An 18624-nucleotide genomic window follows, 5' to 3' on the forward strand; every position below is an offset into this window, starting at 1 on the left:
ATGACCCAGCCCAGTCGGGGTGGGCGAACGCGCGGTGAACCGCGCGCATCCGGAACGTGAACCGGGCGTGGAGAGCTCGTGCCCCGAACGGGGGAGGACGCCGGCCCGTCACAAAAGCCCGCCCGGAGTGCATCCGAGCGGGCTTTCGTGACGGATCGGCGAGTGGGGCTGCCGATACCGGGTGTTACGAGCGGCGCGAAGCCGTCACGCGGCGGCGGGTGAGCACCAGCACGGCGCCGAGCCCGAGCAGGCCGAGCGCGGCCAGCGGCGCGAACGGCGAGGCCTCGAGGCCGGTGGCCGCCAGCGAACCGGAGCCGGGCGTTCCGGCGACCGGCTTGTCACCGGGGGCCGGGGTGTCGCCGGGCTTGGGCGCACCCGCGACCGACGACGTGTTCAGCAGGTGCAGGGCGCCGTCACGCAGCACCACGGCGGGGGTGTACCCCGCGGGCAGGCCGTCGACCTTCACCGAGGCGAGGTCGACGTCGGCGGCCGATCCGGCGAAGGTGGCGATGACCTGGTCGTCGGCGGGAACGACGCCCGGGGCGATCGTGACGGTGAGCCCACCGCGCAGGTCGGCGGTACCGGAGACCTGCAGGGCCGGGGCGGCCGACTCCACGGTGAGGCCGAGTGAGCCGCCCGCCGCCAGCGCGAGGTCGCCGCCCACCACGAGCGGCGCCGACGCGGTCTCGGCGAGGGTGCCGCCGGCCACGGTCACCGAGCCGGTGCCGAAGGCCGTGGTCGAGGTGGCCACGAGCGATCCGCCGTCGACGACGGTGCCGCCGGTGTAGGAGTTGGCTCCGGTGAGGCTCAGGATGCCCGTGCCCTCCTTCGTGAGCGAGCCCACGCCGTCGATGTCGTTGCGCCAGGCGTCGGCCGCGCTGAACCCGCCGGCGGCGGCATCCATGTCGACGGTCACGTCGGTGCTGAAGGCGCTGTAGCCGTCGGCCGCGGCGAACAGGTTCAGCCGGCCCCAGCCCTCGGAGTCATCGAGCAGGGCGTAGCCCGAGGGCAGCGCGGTGGTCTGCAGCACCCAGCGGCGCTGGTCGGCGTCGAGGTAGGGCTGACGGCTCTCGAGCAGGGCCTCGGCACCCTTGGGCACGACGGCCGGCAGGGTGGTGTCGCCCACCACGGGCAGGCCGTAGGTGAGGCGCTGCACGTAGAGGGCCTCGTCGGACGCGTGGGCGGCGGGGTCGACGGCGGTCGCGCCGGTGTCGTGGCCCACCGAGCTCGCGAACAGCGTCTCGGCGTTCTCACGCGCCGCCTGCTTGAGCGCGGCGTTCGCGGGGTCGTTCAGCGCGGCGGCGGAGACGGCGGTCGACTGCATGCGGCCGCCGATCACGTCGGCGGGGGAGTGCATGCCGGCCACGATGCGGCTGTTGCCGATCTCCGAGGCGTTCAGCAGCAGGTCCTGGTACTGCTCCGGGGCGGCGTAGGCGAGGGCATAGCTGGCCAGCCACCCCGCGTTCGTGTGACCGCTCGGGTAGCCGCCGTCGGAGAGGGCGTCGGCATCCGCCTTCTTCGCGGGCACGAGGGTGGGGAGTACGGAGACGTCGTCGCTCCACCGGAACGGGCGCGCGTAGTTGTAGTACGCCTTCGAGGGGTTGGTGGAGGCGGAGCTGTTGCGGAACTGGTTCACCAGGTCGACCATCGGGCCGTAGGTGGTGCCCGAGTCGGCCCAGGCGCCGTTTGAGTTGCCCGCGTCGTCGTACTTCACGGTGGTGGCGTCGGCCGGGATCTGGTCGGGGATGGTGGTTCCGGCGTTCGTGCCGGTGCGGAAGGCCTCGGCGTAGTCTCCGAGACCGTTGATGGCCGAGTAGTTCTGGTTGCGACGGTCGATCAGGTACGCCTGGGTGGCCTGCTCGGGCGTGCGGGTCTGGGTGATGCGCGCGGCCTCGGCGATGTTCGCGTCGAGCACCGTGGCGTTCTTCACCGTGCCCACGCTCTCGGGAATGAACTTCCCGTTCGCGTCGAAGGCGGGCGTAGCCGGAACCTCGGGGGTCCAGTAGTCGAGCATCGGCGAGAGCAGGCCGATGGCGGCGTTCGTCTCGGGGCTCGTGTTGGCCGTGGTGTTGGTGGTGTAGGAGTCGACGTAGAACCGGCCCCAGGCATCCGGATGCGGGGCGATGGCATCGTCGGTCGCCGCGTGGGCGGGTGCGGCGAGGCCGACGGCGAAGGTCGCTGCGATGGCGGTCGCGGTGACGACTCGGATTCGGCGGGCGCGGCGGGTTCGACGCGCGGCGGGGGATGGGTTCATCGGGTGGGCTCCACGGCTCTTCAGGCCCGTGCCGGCGCACGGGACCTGGTGATTCAACGCCACCCCGGTGACGTGGGGGAGACCGGCAGGTGAACAGCGCGCCCCTCGGTCGGGGGTCAGGTGCGTGCTGGGCTCAGGTCAGCGGAGCTGGGTGGTGATCGTGTGGGCCAGTTCGCGCAGGAAGGCGCCGTGGTCGAGACCGGGCGTCGGCGCGACGGTCGGCGGCAGGGTGCTCATGACGTCGAAGTGGCCCACGTTCGCGTGCTCGTGGATGTCGACGGGGGCCGGTGCTGCGCGGAGAATTTCGGCTGTGCGCGGTGGGGTCACCGTGTCCACAGCTCCGACGTGCACGTGCATCGGCGCCACGACGTCGTCGAGGGCTCCCGGGGCGGCGAACCATCCGACGGTGGGGGCGAGGAGGACGAGCCTGGTCACGCGCGGGTTCGCGCGCACCTCGATGGGCTTCCCGTCCATGCCCCACGGCTGGGCGCCGGCGAGGCAGAGGGCCGCCCAGGCGCCGACGGAGTGGCCGACGACGGTCACCTCGGAATCGGGGTCTTCGTGTTCGTCGAGGGCTCGGTGCAGGTCTTCCACCCGCGCCTGCAGCTGCTGGGTGGTGACCGTGCGCGGGTCGAAGCGCTCACTCCGGGGTGCGATGACGTGGAAGCCCGCGTCGCGGATCGCGTCGGTGATGGCGGAGTAACGGGCGGGGTCGCCTCCGGCTCCGGGGGCGAAGAGAACGGTGGGTCGGCTCACACGGAGAGCGTAGCGACTCGGGAGCGACCGGATGCGCGCTCTCAGGCGATGCAGGGTTCACGGCCCGGGCGCCTGTTCTCCGTCTGGGTCATAGGCCCTGAACCCCTCCACGACGCGCACCTGCGGCCCCAGTTCGACCTGCAGGTCACGCACCAAGCTCTCGCCCTCGGCAATCCATCGCCTGCCGATCTCTGCGTTCGGCCACCGAATGTCCCGGATCGGATCGAGCACCGTTTGCCACGTGCGATTCCAGTTCCGAAGGCGCAAGCGAAGCGGATCGGAGATCGGGATGAAATCGGGGATCAGATCTCGCGGACCCCATTCAGGCCACAGCCGCAGTACGTTCTGCTCATCTCCATCTCCATCGCCGTCGTCGTGAGTGCCCACGACTGCAAGCGTAGGAGGCCGGCATCCATTGCGAGCCCGTAAGAGGGATGTCGCGAACGACGTTCTACCGGAAATCTCGCCCCTCAGGACTACCGGTCAACTCGACCCCTCGCCGATAGGTAGAGGACACCTCAGGAGCCGCTTTGAACATCGCACTTACATCGTTCAAGGCAGGCGGGATCGGGTCGACGCTGCTTGAGCGTGAGGAGCGTGCGTGGACCGATCGGATGGATCGAATCGCCCTCGGCGAGAACTGGGCCGCAGAGGATGAGCGAATCGGTAACGACGCGTTGCCAACGCGGTTGGAGATGGCTTCGAATTCCGAAGCGCTCTAGCCTCTGTTCTCCCAGCTTCCGTAGCCCTGCGCCCCTGCGTGGTGCACCCGCTCGGCTACGGTCGTTCGGCAATGATTGTCGTCACGTCCTCCATGGCCTGAACCCATTGTGAGGTGCTCCGGTTACGCAACTCGATCAGGTCGACAGTGCGCGTGAGGTCATCGAGAAGGTTCCTTGTGAACACGGGCTCATGGTGAGCGAGCCGGTTGCGTAGGTGACGAAGGACATCGAGATCCTGGTAGATGCGGTTGCGCAGACTGGCCGACGACATGCTCGGTGCGTAGGGAAACGCCCACGCAATGTGTGGTTGCCAGAGACGCGTGTCGTTGCGTCCCGTGAAGAGCTTCTGCCAGAACACGAACTTCAGTTCGGCGATGACCTTGCCCGGCGTGTGATTCCATTGGCGGGTCTTCTGAAGATCGCGGCGTGGGTTGTAGAGGCCCGTGTTCGGCAAGCTGGCCTCAAACGTTGGGTTCCAGGGCCATTGGGCGCCGTACACACGCTCAAGTACATCCGCCGCAGCGTTACGGGTTGAGATCTCGGCGAAATGCGCGGGGAGCATGAACGCCGCGGACACCCGAGCGTTCCAGCCGTAAAGTTCCATTGCTTTGTATGAGTCACCACCGGTCGCTCCGATGTACGTTCCAGAGCGTGGCGCGCTGAGTGTCGCGCGGATCTCGGCATCGTTGGGTGGGGTGGCAGCGGGCATCTTCAGAATGTACAATAGCGGTACGAGTCGCGGGACTTGCGGGCTTCGGCCTCCCCCCGCGGACATACGAAATGTGAAAGCCCCGTTATCTCGACGGGGCTTTCTTCGTTGTGATCTAAAGCGCCGGAAGCGTGTTGGTCAGCGATATCGAACGCGGTGATGATGTGTTCGATCAGTGTGGGCAAGAACCAGCCGGTCTCAGCGTCAACGACGGAGCTCAGTAGTTTCGTCAATCGACGATGGTGAGAACTCCCGATGGCGCTGTGAGCGCATCGATCGTGCGCTGCGCGGCCACCTCGATGTGCACGCGCGGTTCTGCGGGTTGGTCCTGCTCGTAATACGTGCCGGGGCCGTAGAACTGGCCATAGCGGAGCACCGTACCCTGCGCAGCGAGTACGGCTTCCTCGAGAAACTCGACCGCCTCGGCACCCTGCCCGGGCGGCATCGTCCAGGCGACGCTCTGAGCGATGACCCGAACGCCCCCGGCCTGGCGGCTCGCGAGGAGGAGATTGCGGGTGCCCTTCCGGCGCATGCGGGCATTGAAGACAGCGTGCGTCTTCAGATCGCGGGAGTCATCCGGGAGATCGGTGAGCTGGTGCAGAACGAGATCCGGCCTGAACGCCGTGACAGCTGCACCCAACGCTTCTGCGTCGTACACATCGCAGACCACGGGCTCGGCGCCGAGACCTCTCAGCAGAGGCGCCCGTTCGATCGATCGGGTCATGCCGCCCACCGTGTGACCGAGATCGGCGAGCAATGGGATGAGTCGCTGACCGATGACCCCGGAGGCGCCAGCTAGGAAGATCCGCACCATTCGAGGGTAGTGGGCAGACATAGCGGCCCTCGAGTGCGCCAGTGTGCCGACCGGCCGAGGCGCGGTGGCGTGCGACATCGCGGTGGTCGCCGTCGTCGCTCGCTCGCTCGCCGAGCATCGCGGCCGAGTCCTACGCCCGCAGCAGCACCCGCACCTGCTCCCGGATGTCGTCGCAGACCTCCTGGTCGCTTGAGCGCAGGTGCACCGGCGACGCCAGGCTCACGAACATGACCGCCGAGATCGTGCGCGCGAGCAGCACCGCGTCGCCGGCCGTGAGCCGCCCGTCGCGCTGCAGGATGTCGACGTAGGCGTCATCCACCTGCTGGATCAGCTCGAGCCCCACGCGGTGGTGCGGCTCGTCGGGGTCGCCGAAGACGAGCTCGCGCAGGTAGGTGCGGCCGTTCTCGATCTGCCGCCGGTTGCACTCGACCACCGGGCCCACGAGCGCCATGATCGCGTCGAGCTGGGATGTCGCCGCGGATGCCGCGCGCAGGCCGGACTCGATCGCCTCGGCGTAGTGCGTGTTCTGCACCAGCAGCAGCAGCTCGGCCTTGCTGCGGGCGTAGAGGAAGAGGGTGCCGGTGCCGATGTCGGCTGCGTCGGCGATCTGCTGCGTGGTCACCTCGTCGACGCCGTGCCGGCTGAACAGCTCGTCGGCCGCCGCGGTGATGCGGTCGAGCTTCTGCTGCTTGTTCCGCTCGCGCCGGCCGGGAGAAGCGCCGGGGGAGGAGGTGTCGGGGGTTGCCATCAGGCCCTCAGTGTAGCGCTCGTCGATCCACAGTCATTTGCGATCATACTCAGAACTGAGTACGCTCATAAAAAACGAGGAGACGAGAAACGATGAAGGCCTTCCGAATCGATCGGTACCGGGGCGAGCTCAGCGAGGCGGATGCGCCGGAGCCGGTGCTCGGCGAGAACGACGTGCTGGTGCGGGTGCACGCCGCCGGCGTCAACCACCTCGACCTGAAGCTCGCCCGCGGCGAGTTCAAGGCGATGCTGAAGTACGACCTGCCGCTCACCCTCGGGCACGACGTGGCGGGGGTGGTCGAGGCGGTCGGCCCGGCCGTCACGCGCTTCTCGGTGGGAGACGAGGTCTTCGCCCGCCCCGCCGACTTCCGCATCGGCACCTTCGCCGAGCGCATCGCGATCGCCGAGGGCGACGTCGCTCTGAAGCCGTCTTCGCTGAGCATGGTCGAGGCGGCGTCGCTGCCGCTCGTGGCCCTCACGGCCTGGCAGGCGCTCGTGGAGCGCGGCGGTGCCGGGCCGGGCAGCCGGGTACTCATCCACGGCGGGGCTGGCGGGTTCGGCTCGGTCGCCGTGCAGCTCGCGAAGCATCTCGGTGCCCACGTGGCCACCACCGCGAGCGGCTCGAACGTCGAGTGGTTGCGCGAGCTCGGCGCCGACGAGGTGATCGACTACCGCTCGCAGCGGTTCGAGACCGTGCTCTCGGGGTACGACCTGGTGATCGACGGCGTGGGCGGCGAGAACCTCGAGAAGTCGCTCCGCATCCTGCGCCCGGGCGGGCTCGCCATCGGTATCGCCGGGCCGCCCGACCCGGCGTTCGCCCGCTCGATCGGTCTGAACCCGGCCCTCCGACTGGTCATCGGCGGCCTCAGCGCGAAGGTGCGCCGGCAGGCCCGCCGCCTCGGCATCGACTACTCCTTCCTCTGGATGCGCGCGGATGGCGGCCGGCTCGCAGAGATCGCGACTCTCGTCGACGCCGGGGCCGTGCATCCGGTGGTCGGCCGGGTGTTCCCGTTCGCCGAGACGCCCGCGGCACTGGCCGCGCTCGAACGAGGCGGCCTGCGCGGCAAGGTCGTGGTCTCCGTCACCGGATGACGCGAGCCGCCCCTCACGGCCGAGAACCCGACACCCACCCACCCCCTCAATGCCTCCAACCCTCATCCGAACCAGGAGAAGTCATGCCCTCACTCACCGGAGCCGTCGTGCTCGTCACCGGAGCCAACGGCGGAATCGGCTCGGCGTTCGTTGCCGAAGCCCTCGCCCGCGGCGCCGCCAAGGTCTACGCCACGGCCCGCACCCCGCGCAGCTGGGACGACGAGCGCATCGTGCCGCTCGCCCTCGACATCACCGACCCCGCCTCGGTGGCCGCCGCGGTCGAGGCCGCCCCCGACGTCACCGTGCTGGTGAACAACGCCGGCGTGCTGCCTCCGACGGCGAGCTTCCTCGAGCTCTCGGCCGACGACCTGAGGGCCACCATGGAGACCAACTTCGTGGCGCCCGTGCTGCTCGCGACCGCGTTCGCACCCGTGCTGACCGCGCATCCGGAGTCGGTGCTCATCGACATGCACTCGGTGGCGAGCTGGTACGCGTTCGGCGGCGTCTACAGCGCCTCGAAGGCGGCCCTCTGGTCGGCCACGAACTCGCTGCGCCTCGAGCTCGCCCCGAAGGGCACCCACGTCGTGGGCGTGCATGTCGGCTACGTCGACACGGCCATGGCCGCGCACGCCGAGGGGCCGAAGCTGCTCCCGGCCGACCTCGTCGGCCAGGTGTTCGACGCCGTCGAGGCCGGTGGCTACGAGGTCGTCGCCGACGAGTTCACCGCCTCGATCAAGGCGGGCCTGAGCGCGCCCGTCGACGCCCTCTACCCCGAGCTGAAGGCCTGACCGTCATGAGCACCGAACCCGTCATCGCGTCGTACGCGAAAGCGCCCAACCGCACCCTCACCGCCGGCGGCACCACCTTCGCCTATCGCGAGCTCGGCCCGAAGGGCGGGGTGCCCGTGGTGTTCTTCGTGCACCTCGCCGCGACCCTCGACAACTGGGACCCGCGCATCGTCGACCCGATCGCGGAGAACCGCCATGTCATCGCCTTCGACAATGTGGGCGTCGGCGGGTCGTCGGGAACCGTTCCGCCCACCATCGAGGAGGCCGCCGAGGCCGCCTACCGCTTCATCGCGGCGCTCGGTTTCGACACCATCGACGTGTTCTCGTTCTCGATGGGCGGGATGATCGCCCAGGACCTCATCGTGGCCCACCCGGGTCTCGTGCGCCGGCTGGTGCTCACCGGTACCGGGCCGCGCGGCGGCAAGGACATGGACAGGGTGCTGCGCACCACCTACTACGACGTGCTGCGCGCGACCCTCACCCGCTCCGACCCGAAGGAGTTCCTCTTCTTCAACCGCGACACCGTCGGCAAGCGCGCCGGCAAGGCGTTCATCGAACGTTTGAAGGAGCGGTCGACCGACCGTGACGCCCCCATCGGGCTGAAGGCGTTCCACACGCAGTTGCGCGCCATCCAGCGCTTCGGCCGCTCGGCCCCGTCGGATCTCTCGGCGTTCACGATGCCCACGCTGATCGCGAACGGCGACAACGACCGCATGGTGCCCTCGGTGCTCTCGACCGACCTGCACGAACGGATCGGGGGGTCGGAGCTGATCATCTATCCCGATTCCGGGCACGGCGGCGTCTTCCAGTACCACGCCGACTTCGCGCCGAGAGCGGTCGAGTTCCTCGGGCGCTGACCGAGCTGGATCGGGCGCCGGCCCCGTCTTTCGGCGCCCGAATCCCTGCTTGACATCGGCCCGCACGCTTCGTATTGTGATCCATTGAAGCGCTTCAATAGGGAAGGCTCGCATTCAAGGAGGAATTGTGACCACAGCACCCACCACCCGTCTTCGACGAACAATCGTGCCGCTCGTAGCGCTAGCGGGCGCCGGCGCCCTGGTTCTGACCGGGTGCTCGTCAGGCGGTTCTGCGGGCTCCACCGCGGGCGCGTCTGAGTTCACCTACCTGTCCCTGACCGAGAACACCGCCGTAGCCGACACCCTCACCGCTCTCAGCACCGGGGCGTGCAAGGCCGAGAACGACGCGATGCCGCTGAAGGTGACGAACCAGCCGCAGGCGAGCATCGACCAGCAGCTCCAGCTGCTCGCCGGGCAGGACGCGCTCCCCACCATCTTCGCCGCCGGCAACACGCCTCAGCTGGCCAAGGACCTCAACGACGCCGGTCAGCTGCTCGACATCTCGGCCACCTTCGACGAGCTCGGTGTCTCCGACGACGTGCTGCCCGCCGCCTCGTCGACGATCTCGAGCCTGTACGGCGCCGACATCGCGCTGCCGACCGAATTCAACGTCGAGGGCATCTGGTACAACAAGCAGATCCTCGAGCAGAACAACATCACCCCGCCGACGACGTGGGACGAGCTGACCGATGACGCAGCGACGCTCAAGGCCGCCGGAGTGCAGCCGTTCTCCGCCTCGGGCGAGCAGGGCTGGCCCCTCACCCGCCTGGTCGGAAACTACCTGTTCCGCACCATCGGTGCGGATGCCCTCCAGAAAGTCGCCGACGGTGACGCCAAGCTCACCGACCCGGAGTACGTCGAGGCCGCCGCGGCTGTCGCGAAGCTGGGTGCCGACGGTTACTTCGGTGACGGTGTCGGATCGATCGACTACGACACCTCGCTCAACACCTTCACCACCGGCAAGGCCGCCTTCCTGTACATGGGCAGCTGGGCCCTCAGCGCTTTCAACGCCGACACGAACGAGATCGGGGCTGACAACATCGGCTTCGTCCCGTTCCCCGACGTCGCAGGTGGAGCCGGATCGAGCGACCAGCTCGCGGCCAACGTGGGTGTGCCGATCGCGGTGTCGAAGAAGGCCTACAACGACCAGGTCGGCGCCTGGCTCAGCTGCATCGCCAAGAACTACGGTGCCGTGTCGCTCGGCGACCAGGGCGTGCTCAGCGGGTTCACGGTGAACGACGACTCCGTCACGGTGCCGCCGCTTACGGCCGATCTGCAGACCACCATCGACTCCAGTAGCGACAGCGTGCTGTGGTTCGAGGCGCTCTTCGACGCCCAGGCGACCACGACGAGCCAGACCAACGCCGCCCAGCTCGTGACCGGGGCGATCACCCCCGAGAAGTTCATGGAGCTGGTCCAGGCCGACCTCGGCAAGTAGCCGACCGAGTCGCTTCAGGCGGCGGGCCCCATCCGCCCCGCCGCCCCTCTCTCGTCACGAACCCGAAAGTCCCACCATGAACAACGTCTTCGGCAACAAGCGTGCCGTGCTCGTCTTCGTCGGGCCGGCTCTGCTGATCTATACGGTGATCATGCTCGTGCCCGTGCTCTGGTCGCTCGGCTACACGCTCTTCACGGGCAGCGTGATCACGGGCTTCGAGTTCACCGGCCTCGACAACTTCACCAAGCTCTTCACCGACCCCAAAGTCGGCGAGGCACTGCTGTTCACGCTGAAGTACGCCGTCATTCTGACCGTCGGTCAGGTGCTCGTCGGGTACGGACTCTCCCTTCTCTATGTGTTCTGGCTCCGCAAGGCCTCGAGCCTGGTGCGCACGCTCGTCTTCTTCCCGATCGTGCTCCCCACCGTGGCCGTTTCACTGCTGTTCCAGAAGATGTTCGAGGTCGCGCCGCAGAACGGCATCGTGAACGCCTTCATCAACCTGCTCGGTTTTCCCTCGGTGGACTGGTTCGGTTCGGCCGACACCGCGTTCTTGGTGCTTGTGATCATGGATGTCTGGCGCTCGATGGGGTTCTACGCGGTGCTGCTCTACGCAGGCATCCTCGACATCCCCGAGGAGGTGATGGAGTCAGCCCGGCTCGACGGAGCGGGAGGCTGGACGCTGGTGCGCCGCATCGTCATCCCGATGTCGCTCCCGGTGCTGCTCTCGTCGATCATCTTCAGCATCAACGGAACACTCAAGGTCTTCGATTCGGTGCTGGCTCTGACCAATGGCGGGCCGGGATCCTCGACGACCCCGCTGACCCTGTTGATGTTCCGCACCTCGTTCAACTACGGCGACTACGGCTACGGGAGCACGATCGCGCTGCTGCTCACCATGATCTGCCTGCTCGTCACGGTCTTCATCTTCCGCTCGTCACGACGTGACCTGACCAAGGGCTGAGCTCCATGACCACCACCGCATCCAGCCCCATCACTCCGACCAGAACCCGCCGTGTCCGCCGCCCGCGCCGTCGGATGACGCCCCGCCGCGCCGGCTCCGTCGCCCTGAAGACCCTCGTCATCGGCCTCCTGCTCGCCATCACGGTGCTGCCCCTGATCTGGTTGCTGCTGGGCTCACTGAAGACCCAGAGCGAGTGGCTGAACAACCCCTCCTGGGCTTTGCCCGAGAACATGTTCAACTTCGAGAACTACTCGATCGCCTGGGTCGACGGTGGGATCGGCCGCTACATCCTGAACAGCGCCCTGGCCACCTTTCCCTCGCTCGCCCTGATCGTGGTGCTCGGGGTCGCGGCCGGCTTCGCGCTCGAGGTGTTGGTGTGGAAGGGCCGCGGAGGAGTGCTGCTCCTGTTCCTGGCCGGGATCATGGTGCCCGGCCAGATGATCCTGCTGCCGCTGTTCTCGGCCTACTTCCAGACCCATCTCACGGGAACGATCTGGCCGCTCATCCTGACCTACACCGCCACCGGTCTGCCCTTGACGGTTTTCATGATGGCCACCTATTTCAGGGCCGTGCCGCGCGAGATCTTCGAGGCCGCGGCGATCGACGGGGCGAGCATCTACCGCTCGTTCTTCTCCATCGCCTTCCCGATGGTGCGGAACGCCGTCTTCACGGTCGCGCTCGTGCAGTTCTTCTTCATCTGGAACGACCTGCTGATCGCGCTCACCTTCACCAGCGTGGGCGATTTCCAGACGATCCAGGTGGGGCTGCTCAACTTCACCGGGCAGTTCGGCCAGGTGCAGTACGGCCCCACGTTCGCCGCCATCTGCATCAACGTCGTCGGCATCCTCGTGCTCTACCTCTTCCTCAACCAGCGGGTCATGCGCGGACTGACCGCGGGGTCGGTGAAGGGCTGACGTGATCACCGAACTCACCGCCGAACACCTCGGCACCGCCCTCGGGCTGGGAACCGCCACGCCCCGCCTCTCCTGGAAGACCGCCGCAGGGCCTGGTTGGAGCCAGGCCCGCTACGAGATCGGGATCGAGCGGGCGACCGGCGAGACCCGGCACCTCGTCGACTCGGCCGAGCAGGTGCTCGTGCCCTGGCCGGCCGAGCCCCTGCGCTCGCGCGAGATCGCGACCGTTCGGGTGCGTGTCTCGGCGTCCGACGGCGAATCCTCGCCGTGGTCGGCTCCGCTCACGATCGAAGCGGGTCTGCTCGACCCGCTCGACTGGACGGTCGCCGGCATCCAGCCGCCCTGGCTCGAAGACCACTCCGACGACGACCGCCGACCGCCGCTGTTCCGGCAGGGCTTCGCCCTGAAAGCGGCGCCGCGCAAGGCCCGCCTCTACGTGACCGCGCACGGACTCACCCAGCTCGAGATCAACGGCAGGCAGGTCGGGGACGACGCGCTCACCCCCGGGTGGACCGTCTACCACGACCGGCTCCGCACCCTGACCTATGACGTGACCGAGCACCTCACCGCGGGAGAGAACGCGATCGGCGCCTGGATGGCCGACGGCTGGTGGCGGGGCCGCTACGGCTTCGACGGCGGCACGCTCAACATCTACGGCACCGACATCGCTCTTCTCGCTCAGCTCGAGATCGAGCAGGCCGACGGCTCGGTGACGGTGATCGGCACCGACACGAGTTGGCGCGCCCACCCCTCGCCCATCCTCAGGTCGAGCCTCTACACGGGGGAGACCTTCGACGTCTCCGAGGTGGCGGCGGGATGGTCGGAGCCCGGCTTCGATGACGCCGACTGGCAGGCCGCGAAGATCGCGGAATTCGCTCCTGGAACGTTCGTGGCCCCGGAGGGCCCGCCGGTGCGGTGCGTCGAGGAGCTCGCGCCGGTGGAGCTGCGCCGCACCGCGAGCGGCTCGGTGTTCGTCGACTTCGGGCAGAACTTCTCGGGCCGCCTGCGGGTGCGCGCCGCCTCGGGGGTGGGGGAGACCCTGACCATCCGGCATGCCGAGGTGCTGCAAGATGGCGAGCTCTACACGCGCACCCTCCGCGATGCCATCTCGGTCGATCGCTACCTCGGCTCGGACGGCTCGATCGACTGGGAGCCGCGGTTCACCATGCACGGGTTCCGATACGCAGAGATCGAGGGTCACACCGGCCCGCTGGATGAGCTGGACGTGGTGGGCCGGGTCTACCACTCCGACATGCGGCGTACCGGCTGGCTGACCACCTCGCATCAGGGCCTGAACCGGCTGCACGAGAACATCCGCTGGAGCATGAAGAGCAACTTCGTCGACATCCCGATGGACTGCCCGCAGCGCGACGAGCGGCTCGGCTGGACCGGCGACATCCAGGTATTCGCCCCCACGGCGAGCTTTCTCTACGACTGCTCGGGGTTGCTCAGCAGCTGGCTGCGCGACCTCGCGGTGGAGCAGACCCGGTTCGGTACCGTTCCCTGGTACGTGCCCGTCATCCCGGGTGCTCCGATGTGGACCCCGATCCAGCCGGCCGCGGTCTGGGGAGACGCCGCCGTGCTCACGCCCTGGGTGCTCTGGCAGCGCTTCGCCGACCGCGATCTGCTCGCCAGGCAGTACCCGAGCGCGAAGGCCTGGGTCGAGCAGGTCACCCGGCTGGCCGGGCCCTCGAGGCTCTGGAACACCGGTCTGCAGCTCGGCGACTGGCTCGACCCCAACGCGCCGCCGGACGACCCGGCGGCGACCGTGACCGATCCGCATCTGGTGGCGACGGCCTACTTCGCCTGGTCGGCCTCGAAGCTCGCAGAGACCGCCGCGTCCCTCGGCCTGACGGATGACGCCGAGCGGTACCGGCGGCTGAATGAGGAGATCGTCGAGGCGTTCACCGCCGAGTGGGGCGGCGCGGGTCGGCCGTTGAAGCAGCAGACCCAGACCGCCCTCGCCCTCGCCCTCTGTTTCGAGCTGCTGCGCGACCCGGCCGACCGGCAACGGGCCGGGGATGCGCTGGCCGACCTCGTGCGCGACGGCGGACATCGAGTGGGGGCGGGCTTCGCCGGCGTGAACCTCATCAGCGACGCCCTCACCGTCACCGGCCACCTCGAGACGGCGTTCGCCCTGCTGCTCGAGCATCGCAGCCCCTCGTGGTTGTCGATGGTCGACAAGGGCGCCACCACGATCTGGGAGCGCTGGGACAGCCTGCTCGACGACCTCACGGTGAACCCGGGCAGCATGACGTCGTTCAACCACTACGCGCTGGGCGCGGTCGCCGACTGGATGCACCGCGTGATCGGGGGCATCGCGCCCCTCGAACCCGGCTACCGGCGGGTTCTCGTGGCGCCCAGACCCGGTCCGTTGACGAGCGCCTCCACCCGGTTCGAGTCGGCCTACGGGCCGATCGCGACCGACTGGACGGTCGACGGCGGCCGCTTCGCGCTGCGGGTGCAGATTCCGACCGGGGTCACGGCATCGGTGGAGCTCATCGATGGGTCGGTGGCCGAGGTCGGACCGGGCGTGCACGACTTCGATTGCGCGGCGAGCGGGGAGCAGGTGCCGGTTCTGTTGCAGTCCTAGTGACGCACGGAGCTCCCGCGCGCGATGAGCGTGGGCTCGAGCACCACGTGTTCGTGCTGGTGGGTTCCGTCGTCGGTGACCTCGTTCCAGAGCAGGCGGGCTCCGATCTCGCCGAGCTCCCGCCCGGGCTGCGCGATCGTCGAGATCGGGATGGAGCTCTCCCGCACGGCCGTGTTGTTGTCGTATCCGATGACCGCGATGTCGTCGGGGATGCTCACCGCCGTCGACAGCGTCTGGACGAGTCCGAGGGCGAGCAGGTCGGACGCGGCGAAGATACCGTCCGGCCGTTCGTCGGCGGGACGGTCGAGGATGACCGAGCCGGCCGCCCGCCCTTCGGGCGCGTTCACCGCTCCCGCGATGATCTCCTCCAGGGTGACGGCGCCGTTCGTCTCAGCGACCGCGCGCTCCGCGCCGAGCCGACGCTCGAGCAGAGGCTCGAGGCGGTCGGGGCCGCCCACGAAGGCGAGCCGCCGCCGCCCCCCGTCGATGAGGTGCCGGGCGGCCAGATAGCCGCCCTGTTCGTTGTCGACGGTGATCGAGCATCCCTCGGTCACCGGGATCGCGACGTTCAGCAGCAGCACCGGCCGGCCCCGGCGGCGCAGGCGGTGCACGCTCTCGGGGGCGGCCTCGAACGGAGCGAGCAGGATTCCGGCGAAGCGGGCCTGGTCGAAGAGGTCGAGATAGGTCTCCTGCTTGGCGAAGTCGTTGTCGCTGTTGGCGAGGAGCAGGGTCATCCCCGTGTCGGCCGCACCCGCCTCGGCGCCCCGGGCGATGTCGACGAAGAACGAGTTGCCGATGTCGGTCACCACCAGCCCGAGGGTGGTGCTTCGGCCCATCGCGAGAGAGCGGGCCTGGATGTTCGGCACGAACCCGAGCTCGTCGATCGCGGCGTGCACCCGCTTGCGTGTGGCCGAGGCGACCTTGTCGGGGTGGTTCAGCACGTTCGATACGGTGCCGAGCGCCACGCCGGCGCGCGCGGCGACGTCGGTCATGCTCGGGGTGCTCTTGCTGGTCGGCATCGTTCTCCCGCGGCTGTGCTGATCGGTCACGCCAGCTTAGAGAATGGCGGAGGACTACCGGTTGGCACACGCGGCCCCCCACGGGAGCCGCCCTGTGCCGGGGCCCACGGAGGCGGGCCCCGGCACAGGGAGCGGGGTCAACTGCAGGGCTGCAGGTCGGCGATCGCGGGGGAGAGCGTGTTCTCACCTCCCAGGAGCGTCACGGTCTTCGCGCCGAGGGCCTGGATCTGCGCCAGAGTCTCGCCCGGAATGCAGGTGCCGGGCACGGTGAACAGCGGGGCGTCCCGCTTCGCGGCCAGCGCCGCTCCGGCCAGTGCATCCGGGAACTTCTCCCCGGTCGCGAGCACGACCCGGTCGGCGGTGGTGAAGAAGTCCGCGTTGATCGTGCGCGAGGCCGCATAGCGATCGGCGCCGCCCAGCCGGGTGACCGTGGAGATCGACGCCGCATCCGCCTCGATGCCGGTGGAGACCGAGTCCGGGCCGCCGGTGATCACCGTCGTGGCGACGCCGGCTGAACCGAGCAGGTTCTTCGTCGCCGCATCCAATGTCGGCTGGGTGCCGTCCACCAGGATGACCGGACCGTCACCGTCGATCGCCGCGCCCGCGGAGAGCGCGTCGGGGAAGGATGCCCCGGTGGTGAGGACTGCCGTGTCTGCGCCTTCGGGGAAGGCGTAGTCGGCCACGTTGCGGGAGGTCTCGTAGCGATCCGCTCCGCCGATGCGGGTGGTGTCGGCGATCTCGTCGAGCGACTTCTCGACAGACGCACTCACCGAGTCGGGGCCACCCACGACGACGATCTTCTCCGGTGCGAGCCGGTGGAGTTCGCCCACGACGCTCTGCGGGAGGGCAGTGCCGGTGGTGAGGAGGATGGGGGCGTCCTCCCGCGTCGCGGCCGGAGCGGCCGACAGGGCGTCGGCGAACACCTCACCCGACACCACGTAGACGGTTCCCGCACCGTCGGGGTAGCCGGCTTCGGCGATGTTCACTGCGGCCTCGTACCGGTCGACACCTCCGATGCGGTCGACCGAGGGAGGCGCGGGCGGGCCGGCGTAGGCGAAGACCTCGGCGACCGACCAGTAGCTGGTCGGGGCCACCGTGGTGAGCGCGATCCGCAGGTAGCGGATGTCGGTGGTGGGGAAGGTGATGTTCGTGAACCGCTTCGTCCCCCGTCCCTGGGCGATCGGGTCGCTCCACGTCTCACCGTCGACGGAACCGCTGACGGTGTACCCACGCGGCCAGTCGTTCGCGCTCGCGCCGTTCTCGATGTCGCCGCTGTCGAGGGTGATCTGCGCGATCGGCTGCACGGCGCCGGTGTCGATCGTGATGCTCTGGCCGGCCTGCTGGGCGCTGAAGTTGCGCCAGGCGGTGCTCTCGTCATTGTCGAGCATCTGCGACGAACCCCAGTCCTGGGTGCTCGCCGATGCCGTCCAGGCCGAGCGGTCGAGCGGTTCGCGCTCGGGGGTCCAGGTGTAGGTGCCGACGGTGGCGGCCGGCAGGGTGTCGACGACCTGGCCATCGGGCGTGACGAGGCGGAACTGCTGGCTGTAGTCGCTCTGGTTGTCGACCACTGCGACGAGGGTTCCGTCGGGGTTGCGGAACACCACGTTCGTGACGCTGTCGGTCGACCCGTAGTCGCTCGAGACCCGCACGGCCCCGCGCTCGAGGAAGCGAGAGAACTGGCCGTAGAGGTAGTAGTCGCGATCCAGGTACCACGAGTTCAGGTCGCCGTTCGGTGCCCCGATCTGTTGGGGGAAGGAGTCTCCGTCGAGCGGCCCCTCGTTCGGCAGGCCGTCCTCGTCGAGGAACGTCAGCCAGTACGTCCAGCTCGAGACGTCGTTGCGGAAGAGCTGGATCATGCGGTCGACGCCCTTCACGTCGTAGTACGAGCGCTCGGTGAGCCGCACGGTGACGTCGGGATACTGGTCCACCAGGCGGGCTGCCTGGGTGACGTCTCCGTCGTCGTAGTCGTGCACCGCGACGCCGTCGACCATCGGTCCGACCACGGGGTCGGCCAGGATGTTGGCGAACTGGGCGGTGGTCCACCAGTTGTCGTCCTGGATCCAGATCTCCGTGTCGAGGCCGTGGGCGTCGAGCTCGGCGCGGAGGAAGGGGATGAAGTCGCGCTCCTGCTCCCACGACCAGCTCGACGAGGGGTAGTCGGGAACGACCTGGGGCTCGTTCGCGACGGTGAGCGCCTTGATCGGGATGCCCTGCTCGGCGTAGGCGGCGATGGCGAGGCGGTAGTACTGCGCCAGCACCGGGTAGTACTCGGGGAGCACTGCGCCGCCGTTGTTCAGACTCTGGTTGTCCTTCATCCAGGCCGGCGGCGACCAGGCGGAGGCGAAGAACTCGACATCGGGGTTGATCTCGAGTGCCTGCTTCGCGACCGAGATGATCTGCGAGTCGATGTCCTTCTGAATGGAGAAGTTCGACAGCGTCGGGTCGGTCTCGCCGGCCGGCATGTCGTCGTAGGTGTAGAAGGCCTCGGAGCAGAAGTCGGGGCATCCGAACGCCAGGCGCATCAGGTCGTAGCCGTTGCCGGTCTCGGTGTCGAAGAGCGCGTTCATCACGGCGTCCCGGTTCTCGGGCGAGAGCTGAGCGATGTTGTAGACGCTCGATGACTCGAGCGACCCTCCGAGGCCGTCGAGGGTCTGGCCGGTCTCCGAGGTGTTGACGCCGATCGTCGTGATCCCGCGGCTGTCGATCGGCTGGAAGGCGAGCGGGTCGCCCGCGTCGAGGGTGAGGGTCTCGTCGGACGAGCTGTAGGTCGTGGACACGACCGGGCCGCTCGGTGCGGGTTCGGCAGCCGCTGAGCCGGCCCCTATCGACCCTGCGACCAGGGCGAGCGCCGCTGTCGTGGCCGTGAACGCGGCTGCTGTGAGATGTTTCCTGCGTGACACTGATTCTCCTTTGAATGAGCGAGTCGGCGGTGCCGTGCAGCGCCGTGCGTCCGACGAGGG

The 18624-nt window shown here is 68.6% G+C and carries 15 protein-coding genes; 7 read left to right on the plus strand and 8 right to left on the minus strand.

The genetic code is table 11. The features are described from left to right. Nucleotides 1–184: 184 nt before the first annotated feature. The 6 genes from ACEXOR_RS02090 to ACEXOR_RS02115 all read right to left on the minus strand — a co-directional run bounded on the left by ACEXOR_RS02090 (nucleotide 185) and on the right by ACEXOR_RS02115 (nucleotide 6003). The gene (locus ACEXOR_RS02090) at nucleotides 185–2254 is read right to left on the minus strand and encodes a phosphatase PAP2 family protein (protein ID WP_374847742.1); all 2070 of its coding nucleotides are present in this window, start codon (nucleotides 2252–2254) and stop codon (nucleotides 185–187) included. A gap of 138 nt (nucleotides 2255–2392) precedes the next feature. Then, the gene (locus tag ACEXOR_RS02095; RefSeq protein WP_374847743.1) at nucleotides 2393–3010 is read right to left on the minus strand and encodes an alpha/beta fold hydrolase; all 618 of its coding nucleotides are present in this window, start codon (nucleotides 3008–3010) and stop codon (nucleotides 2393–2395) included. 57 nt (nucleotides 3011–3067) lie between these two features. After that, the gene (locus ACEXOR_RS02100; RefSeq protein WP_374847744.1) at nucleotides 3068–3397 is read right to left on the minus strand and encodes an immunity protein CdiI family protein; all 330 of its coding nucleotides are present in this window, start codon (nucleotides 3395–3397) and stop codon (nucleotides 3068–3070) included. A 390-nt stretch (nucleotides 3398–3787) separates the two neighbouring features. Then, nucleotides 3788–4441 (minus strand): hypothetical protein, encoded by a 654-nt coding sequence (locus ACEXOR_RS02105; RefSeq protein ID WP_374847745.1) that lies wholly within the window; start codon nucleotides 4439–4441, stop codon nucleotides 3788–3790. 229 nt (nucleotides 4442–4670) lie between these two features. Continuing rightward, nucleotides 4671–5255, minus strand: coding sequence for an NAD-dependent epimerase/dehydratase family protein (locus ACEXOR_RS02110; protein ID WP_374847746.1), 585 nt, complete (start codon nucleotides 5253–5255; stop codon nucleotides 4671–4673). Nucleotides 5256–5385: 130 nt separating this feature from the next. Next, entirely contained in the window at nucleotides 5386–6003 is a 618-nt protein-coding gene (locus ACEXOR_RS02115; protein ID WP_374847747.1) for a TetR/AcrR family transcriptional regulator, read from the minus strand. A gap of 92 nt (nucleotides 6004–6095) precedes the next feature. Here ACEXOR_RS02115 and ACEXOR_RS02120 point away from each other — a divergent pair, with 92 nt between their 5' ends. From ACEXOR_RS02120 to ACEXOR_RS02150, 7 genes are all read left to right on the plus strand, one after another. After that, nucleotides 6096–7094: an NADP-dependent oxidoreductase gene (locus ACEXOR_RS02120; protein ID WP_374847748.1), complete on the plus strand. Its 999-nt coding sequence runs from the start codon at nucleotides 6096–6098 to the stop codon at nucleotides 7092–7094. An 83-nt stretch (nucleotides 7095–7177) separates the two neighbouring features. After that, a complete protein-coding gene (locus tag ACEXOR_RS02125) occupies nucleotides 7178–7882 on the plus strand; it encodes an SDR family oxidoreductase (RefSeq protein WP_374847749.1) in 705 nt (234 codons plus the stop codon). Between the two features lie 5 nt (nucleotides 7883–7887). Then, nucleotides 7888–8739, plus strand: a complete 852-nt coding sequence (locus ACEXOR_RS02130) for an alpha/beta fold hydrolase (protein WP_374847750.1) — start codon at nucleotides 7888–7890, stop codon at nucleotides 8737–8739. 127 nt (nucleotides 8740–8866) lie between these two features. Beyond that, complete coding sequence (locus ACEXOR_RS02135) at nucleotides 8867–10177, plus strand: ABC transporter substrate-binding protein (RefSeq protein ID WP_374847751.1); 1311 nt, start codon at nucleotides 8867–8869, stop codon at nucleotides 10175–10177. A 76-nt stretch (nucleotides 10178–10253) separates the two neighbouring features. Further along, nucleotides 10254–11138 carry a carbohydrate ABC transporter permease gene (locus ACEXOR_RS02140; protein WP_374847752.1) on the plus strand — a complete coding sequence of 295 codons (885 nt, stop codon included), beginning with the start codon at nucleotides 10254–10256 and terminating at the stop codon, nucleotides 11136–11138. A 5-nt stretch (nucleotides 11139–11143) separates the two neighbouring features. Continuing rightward, entirely contained in the window at nucleotides 11144–12052 is a 909-nt protein-coding gene (locus ACEXOR_RS02145) for a carbohydrate ABC transporter permease (RefSeq protein WP_374847753.1), read from the plus strand. A gap of 1 nt (nucleotide 12053) precedes the next feature. Beyond that, nucleotides 12054–14645 carry an alpha-L-rhamnosidase gene (locus ACEXOR_RS02150; protein WP_374847754.1) on the plus strand — a complete coding sequence of 864 codons (2592 nt, stop codon included), beginning with the start codon at nucleotides 12054–12056 and terminating at the stop codon, nucleotides 14643–14645. Here the strand turns inward: ACEXOR_RS02150 and ACEXOR_RS02155 are convergent. Together ACEXOR_RS02155 and ACEXOR_RS02160 are read right to left on the minus strand one after the other, a co-directional pair. Continuing rightward, the gene (locus tag ACEXOR_RS02155) at nucleotides 14642–15637 is read right to left on the minus strand and encodes a LacI family DNA-binding transcriptional regulator (RefSeq protein WP_374847755.1); all 996 of its coding nucleotides are present in this window, start codon (nucleotides 15635–15637) and stop codon (nucleotides 14642–14644) included. The genes ACEXOR_RS02150 and ACEXOR_RS02155 overlap by 4 nt on opposite strands. 164 nt (nucleotides 15638–15801) lie before the next feature. After that, nucleotides 15802–18441: a cell wall-binding repeat-containing protein gene (locus ACEXOR_RS02160; RefSeq protein ID WP_374847756.1), complete on the minus strand. Its 2640-nt coding sequence runs from the start codon at nucleotides 18439–18441 to the stop codon at nucleotides 15802–15804. Between the last annotated feature and the right edge of the window lie 183 nt (nucleotides 18442–18624).

Source organism: Herbiconiux liangxiaofengii (assembly GCF_041927335.1).
GTDB lineage: Bacteria > Actinomycetota > Actinomycetes > Actinomycetales > Microbacteriaceae > Herbiconiux > Herbiconiux liangxiaofengii.